Genomic DNA, 19,563 nt, shown 5'->3' on the forward strand with positions numbered 1-19,563 from the left:
TTCATGTTAATCCAGAAAAAGATATCTGATTTTTTAGTGTTTGAAACAGAATCAATCATTAAAGCATTAGAAAAAATCAACTCGAACAAAAAGCGAATCATTTTTGTTGTCACTGAAGACGGCAAGCTGTGCGGCTCTTTTTCTGACGGTGATTTCCGCCGCTGGATCACTAATGGTGATTTCGATCTGAGTCGCGAAATGTCAGAAGTGATGAACCAGAACGTTCGCTATAAAAAAGTGGACGCGCCACGTAACGAGATTGACTCACTGTTTACGAATGGCGTTGACGTATTGCCGCTGGTTGATGACTATCGGCGTCTGGTCGCTGTGGCGCTGCAAAGCGAAAAAGGCCTGACGATCGGCAAGCACACCATCACTGAAACTTCGCCGACTTACATTATTGCTGAAATTGGCAACAACCATAATGGCGACATCAAGTTGGCTAAGCATCTGGTTGACCTGGCGGTTGACGCGGGGGCCGATTGCGTTAAATTCCAAATGCGTGACCTGAGCTCGCTATATAAGGGCGGCAACGATAAAGACAAATCAGCCGATCTTGGCGCGCAGTACACGCTGGATTTGCTAAGAAAATTCCAGTTGAGCAATGAAGAACTGATCGAAGTGTTCGATTACTGCAAGGAGAAGGGGTTGACCCCGCTATGTACCCCTTGGGATCTGAAGAGCCTTGAAATACTGGAAAACTACGGTATGGAAGGTTATAAGGTCGCTTCCGCCGACTTCACCAACCACGAAATGTTGGCCGCGCTGGCTGCTACAGGCAAACCGCTGATTTGTTCTACCGGCATGTGCAGCGAAGCGGAAATCAAAAGCTCGGTTGATTTTTTGAAATCCAAAGGCGCCGAGTTTGTGATTCTGCATTGCAACTCAACGTATCCGACGCCGTTTAAAGACGTCAACCTGGCCTATATCAAGCGTCTGCAGCAGGTAACGGGTTGCCTGGTGGGCTATTCCGGCCATGAGCGCGGTATTTCCGTGCCGATCGCCGTTACTGCCTTGGGCGCACGCGTGATCGAGAAACACTTCACCATCGACAAATCTATGGAAGGCAATGACCATAAAGTGTCTCTTTTACCACCTGAGTTCAAAGAGATGGTTGTGCGCATCCGCGAAGTTGAAGAGTCCATGGGCAATGCCGGCGAGCGTACTATCACCCAAGGGGAAATGATCAATCGCGAAACTCTGGCGAAGAGTTTGATTATCAATCGCGATCTGAAAAAAGGCGAAATCATTACCCGCGAGATGGTAGAGGTGAAGAGCCCGGGCCAGGGTCTGCAGCCTCTGTATCTGGAGCAATTGGTCGGGAAGAAAGCCAATCGTGACCACGAAAAAGGCGGTTACTTCTACGAGTCAGATCTGAATGATGTAGCGATAGAGGCTAAGGACTATGACTTCAATCGTCCGTTCGGCATTCCTGTGCGCTATCACGATTACGGCAAGCTGAAGAATAAATCCAACCTGGATTTCGTCGAATTCCACCTGAGCTATCAGGACATGGAGCTGGATTTGACCGAATTCTTCTCCGGCGCTGAAGATATCGGTTTTGCGGTACATAGCCCAGAGTTGTTCGCCAACGATCATATTTTGGACTTGGCAACGGATGATCCTGCTTATCTTGCCCATTCGATCAAACAGTTGCAGCGTGTCTGTGATGTGACTCGCGCATTAAAGCAGTATTTCCCGAAAACTGAGCGTCCGGTCATCGTGGTGAATGCGGGTGGTTTCAATACCACCGGTTTCTTGCCGAAAGAGTCGCGTCAGGCGATGTACGAACGTATTGGTGCCGCTTTGGGGGAGATCAATCAAGAAGGCGTTGAAATTATCATCCAAACGATGCCTCCATTCCCATGGCACTTTGGTGGCCAGAGCTACCACAACCTCTTTGTCGATCCGGACGAGATTAAAGCGTTCTGTGAAAAATACGGCTATCGTATTTGCTATGATACGTCGCACTCCATGATGGCTTGCAATTATTACCAATGGGATCTTCATGACTTCACCCAGAAAGTCGGCCCTTATACCGCGCACATGCATATTGTTGATGCACTGGGTGTGGATGGTGAAGGGGTTCAGATCGGTAAAGGTGATGTGAACTTTGACGAGCTGGCGGATGATCTGCGCCGCTATGCGCCGGGCGCGCAGTTTATTCCGGAAGTGTGGCAGGGGCACAAAAACCAAGGGGAAGGGTTCTGGCATGCGCTTAACTTCCTGGAAAAGTATCTGTAAATGAGTAAAGCCATTATGGGGGCTGCGGCTTTGTCGATAGGGGATATTCTCGGCAAAGTCATCGGCTTCATCATATTGCCTTATTTGACAGCACACCTTGGCGCGTCGGGGTACGGCGCGCTGACTCTGTATTTGTCCGTTATTCAGATCTTGATCATTTTCATTTCGTTCAGTGGTCAAGGTCTGTTGCCGGTCAAATATATGCAGGAGGGGGAAGGGAGCTCCCTGGTGTTCCGCAGAGATAACATCACCTTGGCTGTCGCGTCGAGCGTGCTATTGGTGGCTATATTCTACATAGTCACACTTGTCACCAAGATCTCAGTTTCTTTCAGTGATGGTTTTCTGGTTGTTTTAGCTTCTCTGGCACAAGCGCTGAACTTTATCAATTTATCGCATTTGCGCATTAGTCAGACTTATAAAGTTGCGGCTATCGGTCAATTTTTGCTTTCCGCATTCAATGTTTTGTTCACGATCGCCCTTTTTGAAATGATAGCGGCGACGCCAGGACAACGTTTGATAGCGATCGCGGCATCATTTTTCAGCATTCAGTTAGCCTATGAGTTCTTTGTCTACCGGAAGAGAGCGGTTAAACGCAGCGAGCTCGAGCCGTCGCGTAAACGTTATAAGGAAATCATTAGCTATGGGGTATCCTTATTACCGCATCACGGTAGTTATTGGATTAAGTCATCGGTAGATCGTTTCTTTATCGCTCATTACATGAGCACTGCTGTTGTGGGGGTTTATGGCTTGGCATTCCAGCTAACCTCCATCGTTATGCTTTTTTTTGGTGTAATCAATCAGGCGTTCCAGCCATTTATTTACCGCAAACTTAAAGCGAACGATTTTCGAGGCGTGGAGCTTATTCAATATGGATACACGGCTCTGGTTATTGTCTCATGTGTTATTTATTTCTTTATTCTGCCGTTTGCTTTTCCATATTTATTTAATGCTGAATTCAATAGCGCAATTTATTACTTCAACATACTTTTGCCTGGAACTGCATTTTTATCGATTTATTATATTTTTACGCACTCACTGTTTTACTATCGTAAAAATAAATTAATATCGATTATTACTATGGGCTCGATGATTACGCATTTGATTGGTATCTTTGTCATCACCATGACGGAAATAAAAGTTGAGTATTTCTGCCTGGTATATGCAATTTCCAGTTTTTATGCATGTGCAGTGACTTTTTATTGTGGCAAGCGACAGATCAGCATTGAGAGGAAAAGATGCTAGCAAGTCTTAAGCGATGGTTGCGAAACTTACGTAAGCAGCGTTATCGCTCAAAAGTTATCAGAGTGGCTGAAAGCTGCGGCCGCGATCCGAAAGTCAATTTTTTAACTGTGGTTAATAACAAAACCCGGCTTGGCAACAACTTCAATTCTAATGGCTTGACGGTGGTCGGCAAGGGCAGGGTTGTTATTGGTGATAATTTCCATTGTGGTTTTGGCTGTGTGCTAATTACAGAAAATCATAATCATCATGGAAACGCTATTCCCTACGATAATACTTATGTGCTGAAGGACACGCACATAGGAGATAATGTGTGGTTAGGAATCAATGTCATTGTTCTTCCTGGCGTCAGCATTGGTGAGGGGGCGATTATCCAAGCCGGTAGCGTGGTGGTTAAAAATATAGAGCCTTACGCTATAGCCGGTGGCCATCCTGCCAAACCCTTTTCACAACGTGATGTTGCTCATTATCTGCAGCTTAAAGCTGAAGGCAAATTCCATTGAACGGCAACTAAACATTCATGCCCGTAGCTTAATCGGATATTAGAAATATGAGTAAGTACATTGCGTATATCGAGTCACCGCTTCAGGCTTTTAATCTCATTGAATATCTTGATGCGAATGACATCATGCTCGATCTGCTGATTGTCAATAAGCGCTCGGCCAATTCCGCGTTGAATCATGGTCAGATCGTGTATCTGCTGAAGATGATTAAGCATCGCTCCTTGAAAACCATTGATGCTGAGGGGAATTTGGGCAATGCTTTTGACATTAAGCGGCAATTGAAGAGCGCGACTTCAGTAGTGAGTGCGAAGGAAACTGTCACTTTGATCGCCGGTGAGTACCGCGCCAGAGTTTTTTGGATTTTGGCGCATAAGTACCCAAAAAGGGATGTAGTTCTACTGGATGACGGTACGGCAACGCTCAGAATTAAACGTTACAATAATGTCACTACTCGGAGCATCGTAAAGTCGGTTTTCCTTAAGTCACTTGGCATGACCAATAATGAGCGCGAAAAAATAACCTTTTTCTCTGTGTATGACATTGAAGGCAATGTTTCAAAACGCGATGTGGTCATTAAACACAGTTACCAAAACTTTAAGGCTAAACTGGCCAGCCTTCCTGATGGCAAGAACAGAGTCTTCATTATAGGCACGCCGCTTTTTGAGGCGGGGGTAACGTCTGTTGATGATATTGATTTGACGCTTAAAATGATAAGCGATTTAAAGTCAAGCCAGACTGATGCCGAACTGGTTTATATTCCTCATCGCCGCGAACGTGAAGAGAAAATAGAGGAAATCAGAAAGCATGTAGAGGTTCGTCGCTTGGACTTTCCCTTTGAGGTTTATCCGATTGTGGCTGGGGAGAACGTCAGGTCTATAGCCGGTTTTTATTCATCATTGTATGATAATCTTGTGAAGATATACGATGAAAAAATAAAAATAACCGCTTATGTTCTCGATGAGAAAGTTTTGTCGCCAGAATGGGTCGGATTCGTCGGCGCAATTTATAAAAACTATGAGAGTTATGAAAACGCGGACATTACGCTGATTAAAAACAAACTTTAATCTTATAAATTATATTTTGGTGATGGGAATGAAGATTGCTTTAATTAACACGCTTTATGCTCCTTATAAAATAGGTGGTGCTGAGGTATCAGTCCAACTATTGGCTGAAAGTTTGCAACGGGCCGGGCATGAAGTTGGTGTATTTTGTCTTCATGAACTTGATGAGGTAAAGTATGACACGCTTAATGGCGTGCATATTGCCTATTTACCTCTCAAGAATGTGTACTGGCCGTTCAAGGCATCAGCTGCAAGCAAATTAAAAAAAGCGGTGTGGCATCTACTCGATTCTTATAATCCATTTATGGCTCGAGCCATGCGCAACGAGCTACGCAAATTTTCTCCGGATGTGGTGCATACCAACAACCTCAGCGGGTTTTCCGTTGCTGCGTGGCGAGTGGCCAAGAAGCTGGGGGCGCGCGTGGTGCATACGACTCGCGATTATTATCTATTCCACCCCAATGGCACGTTGTTTAAACATGGCCAAAATATGGATGTACAGTCGCCTGCAGTGCGCATCACCTCTTATCTAAAGAAAAAAGCCAGTCAGCGCGTGGATGCTTTTGTTGGTATAAGTAAATATATTTCCGCCTTGCATCAGGGAAATGGATTTGCTCGCAACGCGGTGCATACGCATATCTACAATCCTGTCGCGGCGATAGACTACGTACCGACCGTCAGCGAAAAGGTCAGGATCGGTTTTGTCGGCCGTCTCACCGAAGACAAAGGGTTTGATGAGTTTTGTGCTCTGGCAAAACAGGCCAGCGGCGATCCTCAGGTTGCATTCTACGCCGCCGGCAGATTCAACGGTGACGCTTCTGGCGAGAAGTTGAAGGGGTTGGCGTTGGAAGCAGGCATTCATTTGCTTGGCTTTATCAAGATTGAAGAGTTTATGACGCAGATTGACGCCGTTGTTCTACCGACGCGGTGGAATGAACCCTTTGGGCGGACAGTTGCGGAATCAGCCATCTCTGGTAAGGTTGTGTATACGTCTTTCAATGGTGGAGTGGCTGAAATCGCCGCTTTTTACGACAACATTTTCGAGCTAAAAGATTTTTCTGTCGCTAGTGTGGTAAGCGTTGTTAGAGAAAATAACAATAAATCGCGTCGTTCGTTTTTTGAACTGGAAAAAATAACCGATGCCTATGAGAGTGTGTATAGAGGGTCATAATGAGAGTATCGACAAAGTCGCTGGTTGTTTTTCTTTTGCTGACGTACATGGCATTGCTCTCATTGAACGGCGTCGTGACCGTCGCTGCGTATATGTCGACCAGGGCACTTTTGTTATATAAAGACTTTTTTGCCATGGCAGTTCCAGTTTTCGTACTAATACTACTTTTTGCGCGTAATCCTACCGTGTCAAAACAGTGTAGAAGCGTATTGGTCTTTTTCTTGTCAATGGTAGTCTTCTCGTTAGTTTATATTCTTTTTAGTATGATTGCCGGAAGATTTGATTTCTTCCGTTCTATAGTTCAGTTTCGCTTAGAGTTGCTTACATTCGGTTCTTTTTTCTTCGCGGCCGTTTTACTTCTTTTCGAATATAATGAACGTGTCGAAATTGTTAATAAAATCATCAAGTACTATATTTTCTTTGCCGTATTGAATGCGCTTTTTGCAGTCGCCGAATCCAGCTTGGCAGGCCTGCTTTATGCGCTAATCGGTTTTGACCCAGGCCCACAGTTGACACAGTTTGGTAAAGAATATGGTCTTCTGCTGCGCACTATCCAAGGTCAATTACGTGCTTTTGGTTTGCTCACCGGGCCATTCAGCCTCAGTGAATATCTGTTCTTTGCACTGGTGTTATCGCCTTATGTAAGCGTAAAACATCGCAAAAAGTATATTCTTCTCACTATGGTAGGGATCGCATTTTCAACATCGAAAACGGCGATCATTATGGCGCTGCTTTATATCATGTTCCTGATGTTGAGACGCTTTTTCTCTCAACGTTTTAGCCTGAACTCAGTTACCATGGTAACGATGGTCTTGTCACTGTTCTTTTATATTACGACAACCAATTACAGTATTTATGAGATGATATTTCCGAAGGAGAATGCTTACGCGGAGAACAGCATTTTACTTCGTACAGTCAATATAGAGGCCGTGCGAGCTGACAGTGAATATTCGCCATTTATCGGCGCTGGGTATGCTGTGAATGGCAACGCAGTGATTGGCGATGACAATACGAACTCAATCCCGCTTGACAGTATGTATATCTACATGTTGTCGAATTACGGGAATGTCGGCATCATTATTCTTGTTATCGTTGCGTCGGTTATTCTTGGCATTCTTTATCAACGTACTCGTCTTGGCCTTAACCCCAGTATTTACCTATACTGGATGATCTCGCTATCGATGAACTTTGTTTACAATAACCCGTTGACAAACTATCCAGGCTACATATTCCCAATCATTATCTCAATCTTGTTATTGTCGATTAGAACGCCCGAGACGGGGGCCGTGAGTCGGTCAAAGAAGAATGTAGGCTATATTCAATCGCTACATTGACGCGATATTATTTAAAGTTACGAGGTAATTAATGATCTATGTCAATGCGCGATTTTTAACGCAGGATTTGACAGGTGTTCAGCGGTTTGCTCAAGAAATATGTCTTGCGCTGAGTAAAATTAGGCATGATGTCATTTTTGTATCGCCACCTAATATTATTCATCACGATATCGCGTCGCAATTGAATGTTCAGGTAGTGGGTAAGAAAAGTGGCCACTTTTGGGAGCAGTTGGAGCTTCCTGCTTTTTTAAGGAAAAAGAAAAGTCCGCTTCTCATTAACCTTTGTAATACGGCACCGATCTTTTATCGTAATAAAATTGTTACTCATCACGACATTATATATAAACGCTATCCGCAAAGTTACTCTGCAAAATTTCGTTTTGTTTATAATAATCTAGTCCCTCTGATGCTACGTCACAGTAAGGCGTTGATCACGGTTAGTGAGTTTTCTAAAAAAGAAATTAGCCAGGCGTTTGACTACCCATTAAACAATATTTACGTAATCTATAATGCGGTCTCTGAGCAGTTTAAACCCGCTGCGCCAGTATCCGATACAGAGCGCCCCTATTTATTGGCTGTTTCGTCTCCAAATTATCACAAAAACTTTCATGGTCTGATTGCCGCTTTCTCTAAAATGGCAAACAGCCAGGATGTAACACTGAAAATCATTGGAGCCGCCAATAAGAACTTCGCGGATGTGGGGTTTTCGACAAAAGAAGCTGCGGCGAACGATAACATACAGTTTTTGGGGCGGGTGAGCGATCAACAGCTTGTCGAACTCTATTCTCATGCTCGTGCCTTTGTGTTTCCTTCTTTATATGAAGGGTTTGGCATTCCTCCGTTAGAAGCACAGGCCTGTGGCTGCGCGGTAGTATCGTCCAATCGCGCTTCTTTGCCCGAGGTGTTGTTGCAGAGTGCATTGTACTTTGAGCCGGAGAATATCCCGGAAATGCAACAGGCACTGGAGCGGATTATACAGGATGAAGCGTTGCGCCAAACTTTAATCGCTGAGGGTTTTGAGAATGTCAAACGTTTCGATTGGATGCGTTCGGCTGCAGCGTTGAGCGAGATAATGACGAGAGCTATGCAATGAAAAAAAAAGTGCTGCATGTTGCCGAAACAGTGAAAGGTGGCGTCGCTACGGTAATTAGACAACTTGTACAGCAAAATGATGAATTTGATTTTTACTGTGTGTTGCCCGATAGCCAATACCGCGAGATCGGGGCTTTCCCTGATGAAAAAATGAAGGTGTTTTCGCGCACCGGGAGAAATATCCCTTCATTTATCTCTTTGGCTATTAACTATATCCAGTTAGTGCGTAAAGAAAAACCGGATGTCATTCACGTCCACAGTACTTTTGCAGGGGTTGTTTGTCGGTTGTTAACGCCATTGGTAAGAATGACGTGCAAACCCAAAATTATTTATTGCCCACATGCTTTTTCTTTCCTGATGGACACATCAGAAAAGAAAAAAAAGTTCTATGCCAAGATAGAGAAAGTACTGCAAAAGAATACCGATGTGATCATCTGTACCAGCGAATATGAGAAAAGAACGGCACTGATGGCCGGAATGGAACCGGGTAATTTGACCGTGGTTTATAACGGCGTAGAGCCTCCTGTCGCGTTGCCCGATGAGACTAACCCTTATCATCAAGATAAAATCAATATATTGTTTGTTGGCCGCTTTGATTACCAAAAAGGATTTGATTTGGTTCAGCAGATTGCCGATAAACTGGATGACAGATTTTTAATCACGATCGTCGGCGGCAATGTGCATGCGAAAGAACAACCCGCGCCTCATGTCCGAATGGACTTTAAAGGCTGGTTGACGCCTTCAGCGATGGCTCCTTATTTCACTTATGCGGATGTGTTGTTGATGCCAAGCCGCTGGGAATCGTTTGGCCTTGTCGCCGTTGAGGCAGAGAGCTATGGGTTGCCTGTGGTCGCCAGCCGCTGCAGTTCATTGCCGGAGGTGGTGAATGAAGGTGTTACGGGCTATCTGTTTACGACCAATGCAGCTGATGAGGCCGCTGAAATACTGAGTACTCGCGACAAGCGTGATTGGGGTGCAATGAAAGCAGACTGTGTCGATTTCTACAATGCTAATTTCACTTCAGAAAAAATGGTATCCAATACCTACCGTCTTTACAGATAATCGATACATCCACGTTTTTGGAATGAAAATAACTTTTTTTTCCTATTATATTTAATCGGTGAGAGTAAAAATGAGTAACCTTTATCCTGTTATTATGGCTGGGGGAACAGGAAGTCGCCTGTGGCCGCTTTCTCGTGAATTATTTCCCAAACAGTTTTTAGCACTGTGCAACGAGTTTTCCATGTTGCAAACAACGGTCATGCGGCTTAAAGGGTTAGACATTATTGATCCTCTTGTTATATGTAACGAAGAGCATCGTTTTATCGTGGCTGAACAGCTACGACAAATAACGCGTTTGTCACATAATATTATTCTGGAGCCGGTAGGGCGTAATACCGCGCCGGCGATTGCGCTCGCCGCTTTGCAGGCCGTTTCCAGCGGTGACGATCCGCTGATGTTGGTATTGGCCGCGGATCACGTCATTCAGGACGAAGAGATTTTCCGCGACGCGGTGAATCAGGCGATTCCTTATGCTGAAGCGGGTAAACTGGCTACTTTCGGCATAGTACCGACGGGCCCGGAAACGGGCTATGGGTATATTCAAAAAGGTACCAGCATCGACGGTTCCAGTATTTGCGGCGTTTCGCGGTTCGTTGAAAAACCTGATCTTGATACTGCGCAGCAGTATCTGACCAGCGGTGAATATCTCTGGAATAGCGGCATGTTCTTGTTCAAAGCCAGCCGTTACCTGGAAGAATTGGGGCGTTTCCGCCCAGATATTTTGGACGCGTGTAAGCTGTCGCTCGCGCATCTGACCCCCGATATGGACTTTATCCGCGTTGATCGAAACGCTTTCATCGCCTGCCCGGATGAGTCTGTCGATTATGCCGTGATGGAACAGACTGCAGATGCTGTCGTCGTGCCTCTGGACGCGGGGTGGAATGACGTCGGATCATGGTCTGCATTGTGGGAAATCAGCGAAAAAGACACAAAAGGGAACTCTACTTTCGGTGATGTTCTTGAGCATAACTGTTCAAATAACTACATTCGCGCGGAGCATAAATTGGTGGCCGCTGTTGGGGTGAACAATCTGGTTGTGGTTGAAACAAAAGACGCCGTGTTGATTGCCGATAAAGATAAAGTGCAAGACGTGAAGGAAATCGTCAATCAGCTGAAACGGCAAAAGCGCTCCGAAAGCAAACAGCACCGTGAGGTTTATCGTCCATGGGGCAAACATGATGCGATTGCGCAAGGCGATCGCTTCCAGGTTCGCCGCATTACCGTGAAGCCTGGTGAGAAATTGTCCTTGCAGATGCATCATCATCGCTCGGAACACTGGGTCGTGGTGTCAGGCACCGCCAAAGTGCATACCAATGGAAAAATGCAACTCATCAGTGAAAACGAATCCATTTATATCCCTCTTGGGGTTGAACATTCTCTCGAAAACCCGGGAAAAATCCCGTTGGATTTGATTGAGATTCAATCGGGTGCCTATTTGGGCGAGGACGATATCGTGCGAATCGGCGATTCCGCTCAGCATAATTAAGAATTTTGGTGCGGCGGATATTTGAGCCGCATCGCTGTATTTACATTTGGTAAGGATCTCAATATGTCTCAATCATTGACTTGTTTCAAAGCATACGACATTCGCGGGCAACTAGGTGAAGAACTGAACAGCGATATCGCCTATCGTGTCGGCCGTGCCTATGGAGAGTTTTTGCAACCTCAAAGCGTTGTCGTCGGGGGAGACATTCGTTTGACCAGCGAGGAACTAAAACTCGCGTTGGCTGAGGGGCTACGCGATGCTGGGGTTAATGTTCTGGATATTGGCGTCAGTGGGACTGAAGAAATCTATTTTGCCACTTTCCACTTAGGTCTCGATGGTGGCATCGAAGTGACGGCTAGCCATAATCCTATGAATTATAATGGAATGAAGCTGGTGCGCAGCCAAGCCAAGCCGATCAGCGGTGATACCGGTTTGCGCGATATTCAGCGCCTGGCGGAAAATAACAGCTTCGCTGCGGTTGATCCGGCCAAGCGCGGTAGCTACGAAAAAATATCGATTGAAAAAGAGTATGTGGATCATCTGCTGGGCTATGTGAATACGGCTAACTTCAAACCGTTGAAGCTGGTGGTCAACTCCGGTAACGGCGCGGCCGGTCACGTCATCGATGCTATCGAATCGCGTTTCAAGCAGCTTCAGGTGCCGGTTGAGTTTATCAAGGTTCATCACCAGCCTGACGGCAATTTCCCCAACGGGATCCCTAACCCGTTGCTACCGGAATGTCGGGAAGATACGGCGCAAGCCGTGCGCCAGTATAAGGCGGATATGGGGATCGCGTTTGACGGTGATTTCGATCGCTGCTTCTTGTTCGATGAGAACGGTGGATTCATTGAAGGTTACTATATCGTTGGCCTGCTGGCAGAGGCGTTTCTGGAGAAAGACGGCGGGGCGAAAATCATCCATGACCCACGCTTGAGCTGGAACACCATTGATGTGGTCAAGCAGGCGGGCGGAGTGCCGGTGATGTCGAAAACTGGCCATGCATTCATTAAAGAACGTATGCGCCTGGAAGACGCCGTATACGGCGGCGAGATGAGTGCCCACCATTACTTCCGCGACTTTTCATATTGCGATAGCGGCATGATCCCATGGCTGTTGGTTGCTGAGTTGCTGTGCATTAAAAACAAGACGCTCGGGGAGTTGGTCGGGGATCGTATGATCGCGTATCCAGCATCGGGTGAAATTAATAGCAAACTGCAAAATCCAAAAGCCGCGATCGAAAGAGTATTAAATCGCTATCGGCCTTCGGCGCTGGAATTTGACACGACCGATGGCATTAGTCTGGAATTTGCAGATTGGCGATTTAATTTACGCAGCTCGAATACTGAGCCGGTGGTGCGTTTGAACGTCGAGTCGCGAGCCAATCCTGCACTGATGCAGAAGAAAACAGAGGAAATACTGGCCTTGCTTCGAAGCTGATCTCTGGTTTTAAAGCTATATTCTAATGCTGGGTGGGCGGTATACGGCCCAGCATTGCGAAGTGATATAGGTACCAGAGAAAACTAACAAAAGGCATCTATACTATGATAGTTAATAGGCAGTTATCTATGAACGGTTTCCGTCGGGGTGTGTTGCATACTAATGCTTCTCTTACTTCAATGCTTCAGCGCTTCTCTGATATTTTCGTTATCTTTAGCGGATTGTACTTATCCTGCTTAATCTCCGGTGCCGCATTCAGCATGCAGCACTGGATTATGGTATTAATTTCGATCGTCATCTTCCAAATGATTGGTGGTATTACTGATTTTTATCGATCATGGCGTGGTGTGCGTGCGGGTCTGGAAATCCAGCTCATTTTGCAAAACTGGTCGTTGAGCCTGCTGTTGACGTCGGGCACGGTGGCGTTGATAAATGTGTTCAACAACGAATATTCCATTTATATCCAATGGTATCTGTTGGTGTGCTGCGGTTTGATCATTACGCGCAGCGTGATCCGGCTGCTCTTGGGATACATGCGCAATATTGGTTTCAATACCCGTAATGTGGCCATCATGGGGGCGATGCCCGTCGGCATTCGCCTGGCAGAGTCTTTGCGTGATGCTCACTGGATGGGATTTAAAGTGTTGGGCATTTACGACAATGATAATTCTCCATTGAACAGCAAGATTGAGCGCTGTGGCGACTTGTCTCAACTCGTCAGCGATGCAAAATGTGGGCGTATTGATCGGGTATATATCGCAATGTCGATGGAGCAGGAAAAATTGATCAAAGATACGATTGCGGATCTTTCTGATACGACCTGCTCAGTGATGCTGATTCCTGATATCTTTACGTTCAATATATTACAGTCGCGTTCTGAAGAAATTAATGGCGTCCCTGTCGTTTCATTGTTTGATACCCCGATGAGCGGGATTAATCAGGTGATTAAGCGTATTGAAGACATCATTCTGTCAATATTTATTCTGCTGTTCATATCTCCGGTTCTGTTGCTGATCGCCGGTATGGTTAAGTTTACCTCTACCGGCCCGATCATCTTCAAACAAAGGCGTTATGGCATGGATGGTAAGGCTATCGAGGTATGGAAGTTCCGTTCGATGACCGTGATGGAAGATGGCGATAAAGTCGTTCAAGCGAAAAAAGGGGACTCGCGTTTAACACCTGTCGGCGCCTTCTTGCGACGCACCTCGCTGGATGAACTGCCGCAGTTTGTCAATGTATTGAAAGGCGACATGTCGATCGTAGGTCCAAGGCCGCATGCCGTGGCACATAATGAGCAGTATAGAAAGTTGATCAACGGCTATATGCTGCGCCATAAAATGAAGCCAGGCATTACGGGATGGGCCCAAATCAATGGTTGGCGTGGCGAGACGGATACGTTGGAAAAAATGCAAAAGCGCGTTGAGTTCGATTTGGACTATATCCGTAACTGGAGCGTTTGGTTAGACATTAAAATCGTCTTCCTGACCATTTTCAAAGGATTCATTAATAAAGCGGCGTACTGAGGTTTTCTCCGAGCGTCGCGCCCGGGAAATGCGGATTTCCTGATCTCTGGGGTATTGAGACGATTCATTTTTCTTTTAAAACTGGAGGTCAGATGTTGACTAAATCAAGCCGTAAACGGATGCGTCGCCAGGGACCCGCCGCATCGCTGGCTCTCGCATTGCCGCTGATGTTCATCAGTGCGAATGCGTTGGCTTTCGAAGTCGGGGTGCATGCGCATTTTCGCTGGTATCCCAACGATCCGGATAAATATTTGGAGCTGATCAAGCGATACGGTTTCACGTCGTATCGTGCGGATTTTCCCTGGAGCGGGTTGGAACAGCAAAAAGGGCAGTATGTCATAACCGGCAATATGCAAAAGGCTGACCAAGCGTTTAACGATGCTCAGGCGAAATTCGGTCTGAATGGGTTATTAGTATTGGCGTACGGTAACAAGCTTTACGATCCATCGGGTTATCCAACCACCCCTGAGGCCATTCAGGCATTCGCCAATTATGCGTATTGGACAGCGTCTAAATACAAGGGCAAGATCAAGTATTACGAGATCTGGAACGAATGGACGAATGCCACTGCAATTAAGCCAAAGCCGCGGACGCCTCCGCCGCCGGAAGTTTTCGTCGCGCTGGTGAAAGCAACGGCGGCTGCGGTGAGAAAAGCCGATCCCAACGCAATTGTCATTACGGGAACGGCTAACCCAACAGGCACTCGCGATCCTTCCTGGGTTGATAACATCGTTAAACTCGGCGTGCTGAATTACGTTGATGGCTTCTCTATCCACCCTTACTCGTATGGCAACGATAATTACGCTATACGGGCCCCTGAGGGGAACCTCGGCGTCGTGGATAAATTTGAGGCCCGGCTTGCAAAGGCAGCAGGTAAGACGGTGCCGATTTATATCACGGAAATTGGTGTGCCAACCTATGACGGTAAAGGCGGGTTATCAAAAGATGTGGCCGCGCAATATGTGGTGAAATATACCTTCCTGGCCAAATCGCGTCCCTTTATTAAGGGGGTATGGTGGTACGATTTGCTCGATGATGGCGACAACCCGAAAATCAACGAACATCGATTTGGGTTGCTGACGCGGAACGGCCAACCGAAGCCGTCGATGCTGGCTTTAAGTCAGGTGGCAGATGTTGCGCGATCCTATTCCGTCGAAAAATATCAAGTGCTGCCGGGCGGGAAAATCTCCATAGCCCTGAAAGGCAATAATCAGCATGCGATGCTTTTCTGGCAGGAAAAACCGGTGAGCCAACCTGCAAGCGGCATTTCTTCAAGCCTGCGCAGTTTTATGTCTGCTGAAGCTCCGCAAAACCAAAGTGCCACACCGCTCAAAGAGGTTCAGGGGAATACGGCCGCACCCGATGGTGATGTACCGGTAATGATGCGCTCCAGTGCCCCTATAGCATCGCCTTGGTAGGCTATCGAGAGCGCCGTACGCGCCGTGAATAAAAAACCGCAAGCTTAATAAGCTTGCGGTTTTTTTTTATCCAGGATTAAGCGACGCGCTTCTTCATCACTCGCCGACATTGACGCCAATAAAAAGCCAGCCGGCATAGCCGGCTGGCATCAGTACACGTATTGCATTTCCCCTCGCGGCGCTGAATAAAAATCAGCTCGCTCGGTGATGGCGCTACGCTTACGCGTAGTGCAGCGTATCCACCAATTGCTGGTGGTTCTGCCCGGTCAGGTATACCACGGTATCGTTGAGATCCAGCGCATGGTTATCGTTGTTGTCGATAATCACATAAGAGCTGGCAGTATTACCGCCACCGCTGAATACTACGGATGCCACACCCACTTTCGACGTCAGCGAGTTGCTGCTGTCCAGACCGAGAATGCCGCCCAGCAGGCCGATAACGCCGTTGGTCAAACCGCCCACCAGCGTCCCCAACAGCGCATCCAGTGTGTCTGCGGAACGTGTGCCGTAGTCCGCGACCGCCGTGCCGGTGGCGTCATTGGAGATAGTCAGGCCGCCATGGTTAACATCGACAATCTTGTCTTTAAGGCTGCTAAAGTCCTTGATGGTCACACCCGCCTGGGTGTTACTCGCCTTGATGTCATAGGTGTTGGCACCTGCGCCACCGGTCAGCGTGGTGTTGCCAATCACGCCCAGGGTATCGGCAGCACTGGAACCTTCTACGGTCATTTGGTAACCGTTCAGGCCCAACGCCGTCAACACCGGCGCCAACAGGTTGGTGGTAATGACGCTCAGCGGCAGAATGTTCAGCAACTGAATGATGATACCGTCACCGGTACCGCCATGGCTGGAGTCGAGATTCAGACCCGCGGTGTTGGTGGACGCATTGATATCACGCACGTTGCTGAAACCGCTGCCCAGCGTCAGATCCAGCGCGTGGTCACCGGTCACGTTGATGGTCTGAACCTGCGCATTGGTACCGGCCAAGGACAGAATGTTATCGAAGTTGCCGGTACCACCTGAGGCCACGTTCACCGTGCTCAGCGCGGTACCCAACAGGGCGCTGCTGCTGCTGTTCAGGGTGATGGCGCCGGCATTCACATTGGCGGAACTCACTGCATCGAAGTTGATGTTGAAGTGATCGGTGGCGTTCTGCACGAAGGTGAAATTCAGCGTACTGGCGGAGGTCGCGTCCCCTTTCACTTCCAGCTGCGCGGCGTTGCCGCCGGCGGCGTTGATGACGTTGACGTTAGCCAGACCGGAGATCACAAATCCTTGCGTGCCCAGATTAGTGGCCGCCGCGTTCTGCGTAACCGTGCCGCCGGTAGTGCCTTCAACCGTAGATGTACCGTTGGTCAGCCCAAAGTCAAAGGTGTTGGTTGGCGTGGTCACGCTGGTGGTGGTCGGAGAACCAATCAGCGGTGTCGTAATCAGCGTACCAACGGACTTGCCGATATAGCCGGTCAGGTCGATCTTCTCGAAATTCGAGAAGTTATTGGCGTTGCTGGTCACTGTGCTGGTGCGAACGCCCAGGGCGTTCTGGTTGGTCACCACAGTTTTGGTAATGAAGTTGGCGGAGATGGAGTCCGTACCCGCGCCGCCGTCAGCCTTAACCGTGTTGGCCACGCTGTTCGCACCGCCCGAAACCCCGTTCCCTGCCCAGTGCAGGCTGTCGTTGCCGGCGCCAAGGTTAAACTGCGCCGTGCCGGCCGCAATGTTTGCCGCCGATGTGACGACTACGTCATCCGCACCCGAACTGGCATTCAAGATGACGTTGCCGTTATTGACGGTGATATCTACGCCTGGATTAACGCCGTTGTCAGACAGGTTGACCGTTGCTGCGCTGGTGCCGTTAATGGTTAGATTCGCCAGATGGTCGGCGAACTTCAGGTTCACGATGCTGGCGGCATTGGCGTTCAGTTGCACATCCGTCAACACTGCCGTTTCGGCATTGCTAATTTGGTGAGATGCGCCGGTGTTGACGGTGCCCGTCGCGTTGCCGCCGGCGGCCGTTGCTGTCAGAGACGCAGCGGTTTTGTACAGCAGGCTGGTACCGATATCGTATTCGAAGCCATGCTGCTGAGTGACGGTGGCACTGTCAGTGGCGACGGAGTTGCGCAGGTCGTTGATAATGGCCTGCGTGATGGTTGTTTTGCTCCCCAGCGCACCATAGCTGGCTAATTGCGCAGCGGTGGCGGCGGTGCCATGCACCAGGGTAAAGATATGCTGAACAAAATCATCGCCAGTCAATTGAGCGCCTTTCTTTTGCGACTCTGCGGAATTGATCAGGGTAGTGATGACTTGTGCATAAGTCTTACCGGCAAACAGTTCTTTGCTCCAGGTGTCCAGCCCGCTGGCATCGACGCCACGGCCCGGTATTGCCAGGAAGGCGGCTGCGACTTGTTCTTGATAGTTCAGGGCCGGCAGTTCACCCGGTTGCCACACGTGCGTCGCCGCCTGGAAGTGTTGTTGGGCCGTGGTATCGCCGGCGGCAACGGTGCCCTTCAGTGCTGCGATCACTTGAGCGACGACATCGCCGCGAGTCGAACCGCCACTCAGCAAGGCAAGATAGCTGCTGCTTTCGGCCGAGGTCGGTGCGCGTTCATAGCTATTTTGGAAGATGGCATTGATGAAATCGCTATCGCTTAACGTTTTCAGCGGGCTGTTGTTCACGAAGGTTTGTGCGACTGCCGCCAGCGTTTTGCCGCCCTGCGCCAATACGGTTCCCCAGTAGGTAATGCCGTCCTGAGTTTGCGTTAAGCCCACGACATGGAAAATACCCTGGACGTCAGCTGCGCCGGCCGACGATGCGGCGGTTGCGACTGGGAACAGGGTTTTTTCGACTTGGGCTTCGAAATTGCTCTGTGCTGTCAGCAGCGTTGAATCAAAACCGCTGTAGCTGAGTACGTCGTTAATCACCTTGGCGACGACGGACGCCGTGGTGGGGTTGCCCGCTAAAAGATCGGCGAGCACGCTGCTGCTAGGGGCGCTGCCGTTCACCGCGGTGTAGACCTTGGTTACGATTTGAGAAGCCGTCAGACCGTTCAGGCTTGAGGTGCCGGTAATGAATTTTTGCGCAACTTGCTCCAGAGAAAGTGCAGAAGTTTCAATTTTCTGCGAGTAGTAATCTAACGCCGCGGTATCAATATTCTTTCCAGAGATTGCAAGGAAAAGAGCAGCCGCTTTTTGCTGTGCTACTAATGTGGCCATACGTTACCCCTTTGGATGTACCCATTTTCTACGGACATAAGAAAGATGTGACCGGCCCCCCATAGCCGTGCCAGGAAGAGGTTTGGTCAGTTTTTTTAGTATTAAAGCTTGTGAAAACAACGGCATATAAAAATGACACACTAATGCCAATTGTTGCTTTCACGTTTTAATCAAAGGAGCTGATGAGATTTTTGTCAAGGCTATAGGATTTTTTTTATTTTTTATTGTTTTCACTTCCCTATAACTAATTGTGTGCTCAATTAATCCTGTGTCATTGCCGTGGTTGTTTAATATTTTTTATGAGTGAAATGATTTCACATGTCTTTTTAACCATGGAGATTATTAGATTTCTAATTATTTCCAGGTGTGGCGTTTTGACTTTGCCGGGATGTGGGGAAGGTGTGTGGTGTCCTTTGATTCAGGCTTAGATAACTTTTTGCTTTATATTGGTTTTTTTTTGAGTTTTTGGGGGATGTTTTTTTCATCTTCCGCCTTGCTGGAATTCCAAATGTGTATCTATAGTTAATGAAAAAGCAGCTGCAGTCTTGAGCATGTTTGGGGGCTTTTTTTGTGAGGTTAATCTCATAAAAATCAATGCGGACTTTGACTGACAGTGCACATGATGTAAGGGCAGAAAGTGAATCAATTTATACCGCGCAATGAAATTGCGGATGTTATACGGACTCGCAGTAAGGTTTTTTGGACCGTTGGCATATTTACCGCATTTATTAATTTATTAATGCTAGTTCCTTCTATCTATATGCTCCAGGTTTACGACCGGGT

13 protein-coding genes are annotated in these 19,563 nt (G+C 47.7%); 12 read left to right on the top strand and 1 reads right to left on the bottom strand.

Annotated features, from left to right (window positions below; genetic code table 11):
• Positions 1-3 precede the first annotated feature (3 nt).
• From ACP39K_RS10015 to ACP39K_RS10070, 12 genes are all read left to right on the top strand, one after another.
• Positions 4-2,244 (top strand): N-acetylneuraminate synthase family protein, encoded by a 2,241-nt coding sequence (locus ACP39K_RS10015; RefSeq protein WP_016928430.1) that lies wholly within the window; start codon positions 4-6, stop codon positions 2,242-2,244.
• Positions 2,245-3,486, top strand: a complete 1,242-nt coding sequence (locus ACP39K_RS10020) for an oligosaccharide flippase family protein (RefSeq protein ID WP_089184394.1) — start codon at positions 2,245-2,247, stop codon at positions 3,484-3,486. It abuts the gene before it with no gap.
• Positions 3,480-3,986 carry an acyltransferase gene (locus ACP39K_RS10025; RefSeq protein ID WP_071525944.1) on the top strand — a complete coding sequence of 169 codons (507 nt, stop codon included), beginning with the start codon at positions 3,480-3,482 and terminating at the stop codon, positions 3,984-3,986. Before ACP39K_RS10020 ends, ACP39K_RS10025 begins: the two co-directional genes overlap by 7 nt.
• Positions 3,987-4,033: 47 nt before the next feature.
• Positions 4,034-5,050, top strand: coding sequence for a hypothetical protein (locus ACP39K_RS10030; protein ID WP_089184395.1), 1,017 nt, complete (start codon positions 4,034-4,036; stop codon positions 5,048-5,050).
• Between the two features lie 28 nt (positions 5,051-5,078).
• Positions 5,079-6,218 carry a glycosyltransferase family 4 protein gene (locus tag ACP39K_RS10035; RefSeq protein WP_115436701.1) on the top strand — a complete coding sequence of 380 codons (1,140 nt, stop codon included), beginning with the start codon at positions 5,079-5,081 and terminating at the stop codon, positions 6,216-6,218.
• Complete coding sequence (locus ACP39K_RS10040; RefSeq protein ID WP_016928424.1) at positions 6,218-7,552, top strand: O-antigen ligase family protein; 1,335 nt, start codon at positions 6,218-6,220, stop codon at positions 7,550-7,552. The genes ACP39K_RS10035 and ACP39K_RS10040 overlap by 1 nt, the downstream gene beginning before the upstream one ends.
• Before the next feature lie 31 nt (positions 7,553-7,583).
• Entirely contained in the window at positions 7,584-8,645 is a 1,062-nt protein-coding gene (locus ACP39K_RS10045; protein WP_089184396.1) for a glycosyltransferase family 4 protein, read from the top strand.
• Positions 8,642-9,706: a glycosyltransferase family 4 protein gene (locus tag ACP39K_RS10050; RefSeq protein ID WP_497008462.1), complete on the top strand. Its 1,065-nt coding sequence runs from the start codon at positions 8,642-8,644 to the stop codon at positions 9,704-9,706. Before ACP39K_RS10045 ends, ACP39K_RS10050 begins: the two co-directional genes overlap by 4 nt.
• Positions 9,707-9,776: 70 nt before the next feature.
• Positions 9,777-11,192, top strand: coding sequence for a mannose-1-phosphate guanylyltransferase/mannose-6-phosphate isomerase (locus ACP39K_RS10055; protein WP_028127955.1), 1,416 nt, complete (start codon positions 9,777-9,779; stop codon positions 11,190-11,192).
• Positions 11,193-11,255: 63 nt separating this feature from the next.
• Positions 11,256-12,629, top strand: a complete 1,374-nt coding sequence (gene cpsG / locus ACP39K_RS10060) for a phosphomannomutase CpsG (protein WP_089184398.1) — start codon at positions 11,256-11,258, stop codon at positions 12,627-12,629.
• Positions 12,630-12,757: 128 nt separating this feature from the next.
• On the top strand, positions 12,758-14,152 hold the full coding sequence (gene wcaJ / locus ACP39K_RS10065) for an undecaprenyl-phosphate glucose phosphotransferase (RefSeq protein ID WP_049299854.1): 1,395 nt from the start codon (positions 12,758-12,760) through the stop codon (positions 14,150-14,152).
• Positions 14,153-14,244: 92 nt separating this feature from the next.
• Positions 14,245-15,570 carry a cellulase family glycosylhydrolase gene (locus ACP39K_RS10070; protein ID WP_050487525.1) on the top strand — a complete coding sequence of 442 codons (1,326 nt, stop codon included), beginning with the start codon at positions 14,245-14,247 and terminating at the stop codon, positions 15,568-15,570.
• A gap of 219 nt (positions 15,571-15,789) precedes the next feature.
• Here the strand turns inward: ACP39K_RS10070 and ACP39K_RS10075 are convergent, their stop codons facing one another.
• Positions 15,790-18,780, bottom strand: coding sequence for a beta strand repeat-containing protein (locus ACP39K_RS10075; RefSeq protein WP_147827015.1), 2,991 nt, complete (start codon positions 18,778-18,780; stop codon positions 15,790-15,792).
• Positions 18,781-19,563: the final 783 nt, after the last annotated feature.

It is taken from the genome of Serratia sp. EC4, from assembly GCF_059652115.1.

Bases quoted from the DNA above. Each gene is read 5' to 3' on its own strand.
- ACP39K_RS10015 (WP_016928430.1), top strand. From the start codon at position 4: ATGTTAATCCAGAAAAAGATATCTGATTTTTTAGTGTTTGAAACAGAA.
- ACP39K_RS10020 (WP_089184394.1), top strand. From the start codon at position 2,245: ATGAGTAAAGCCATTATGGGGGCTGCGGCTTTGTCGATAGGGGATATT.
- ACP39K_RS10025 (WP_071525944.1), top strand. From the start codon at position 3,480: ATGCTAGCAAGTCTTAAGCGATGGTTGCGAAACTTACGTAAGCAGCGT.
- ACP39K_RS10030 (WP_089184395.1), top strand. From the start codon at position 4,034: ATGAGTAAGTACATTGCGTATATCGAGTCACCGCTTCAGGCTTTTAAT.
- ACP39K_RS10035 (WP_115436701.1), top strand. From the start codon at position 5,079: ATGAAGATTGCTTTAATTAACACGCTTTATGCTCCTTATAAAATAGGT.
- ACP39K_RS10040 (WP_016928424.1), top strand. From the start codon at position 6,218: ATGAGAGTATCGACAAAGTCGCTGGTTGTTTTTCTTTTGCTGACGTAC.
- ACP39K_RS10045 (WP_089184396.1), top strand. From the start codon at position 7,584: ATGATCTATGTCAATGCGCGATTTTTAACGCAGGATTTGACAGGTGTT.
- ACP39K_RS10050 (WP_497008462.1), top strand. From the start codon at position 8,642: ATGAAAAAAAAAGTGCTGCATGTTGCCGAAACAGTGAAAGGTGGCGTC.
- ACP39K_RS10055 (WP_028127955.1), top strand. From the start codon at position 9,777: ATGAGTAACCTTTATCCTGTTATTATGGCTGGGGGAACAGGAAGTCGC.
- cpsG (WP_089184398.1), top strand. From the start codon at position 11,256: ATGTCTCAATCATTGACTTGTTTCAAAGCATACGACATTCGCGGGCAA.
- wcaJ (WP_049299854.1), top strand. From the start codon at position 12,758: ATGAACGGTTTCCGTCGGGGTGTGTTGCATACTAATGCTTCTCTTACT.
- ACP39K_RS10070 (WP_050487525.1), top strand. From the start codon at position 14,245: ATGTTGACTAAATCAAGCCGTAAACGGATGCGTCGCCAGGGACCCGCC.
- ACP39K_RS10075 (WP_147827015.1), bottom strand. From the start codon at position 18,780: ATGGCCACATTAGTAGCACAGCAAAAAGCGGCTGCTCTTTTCCTTGCA.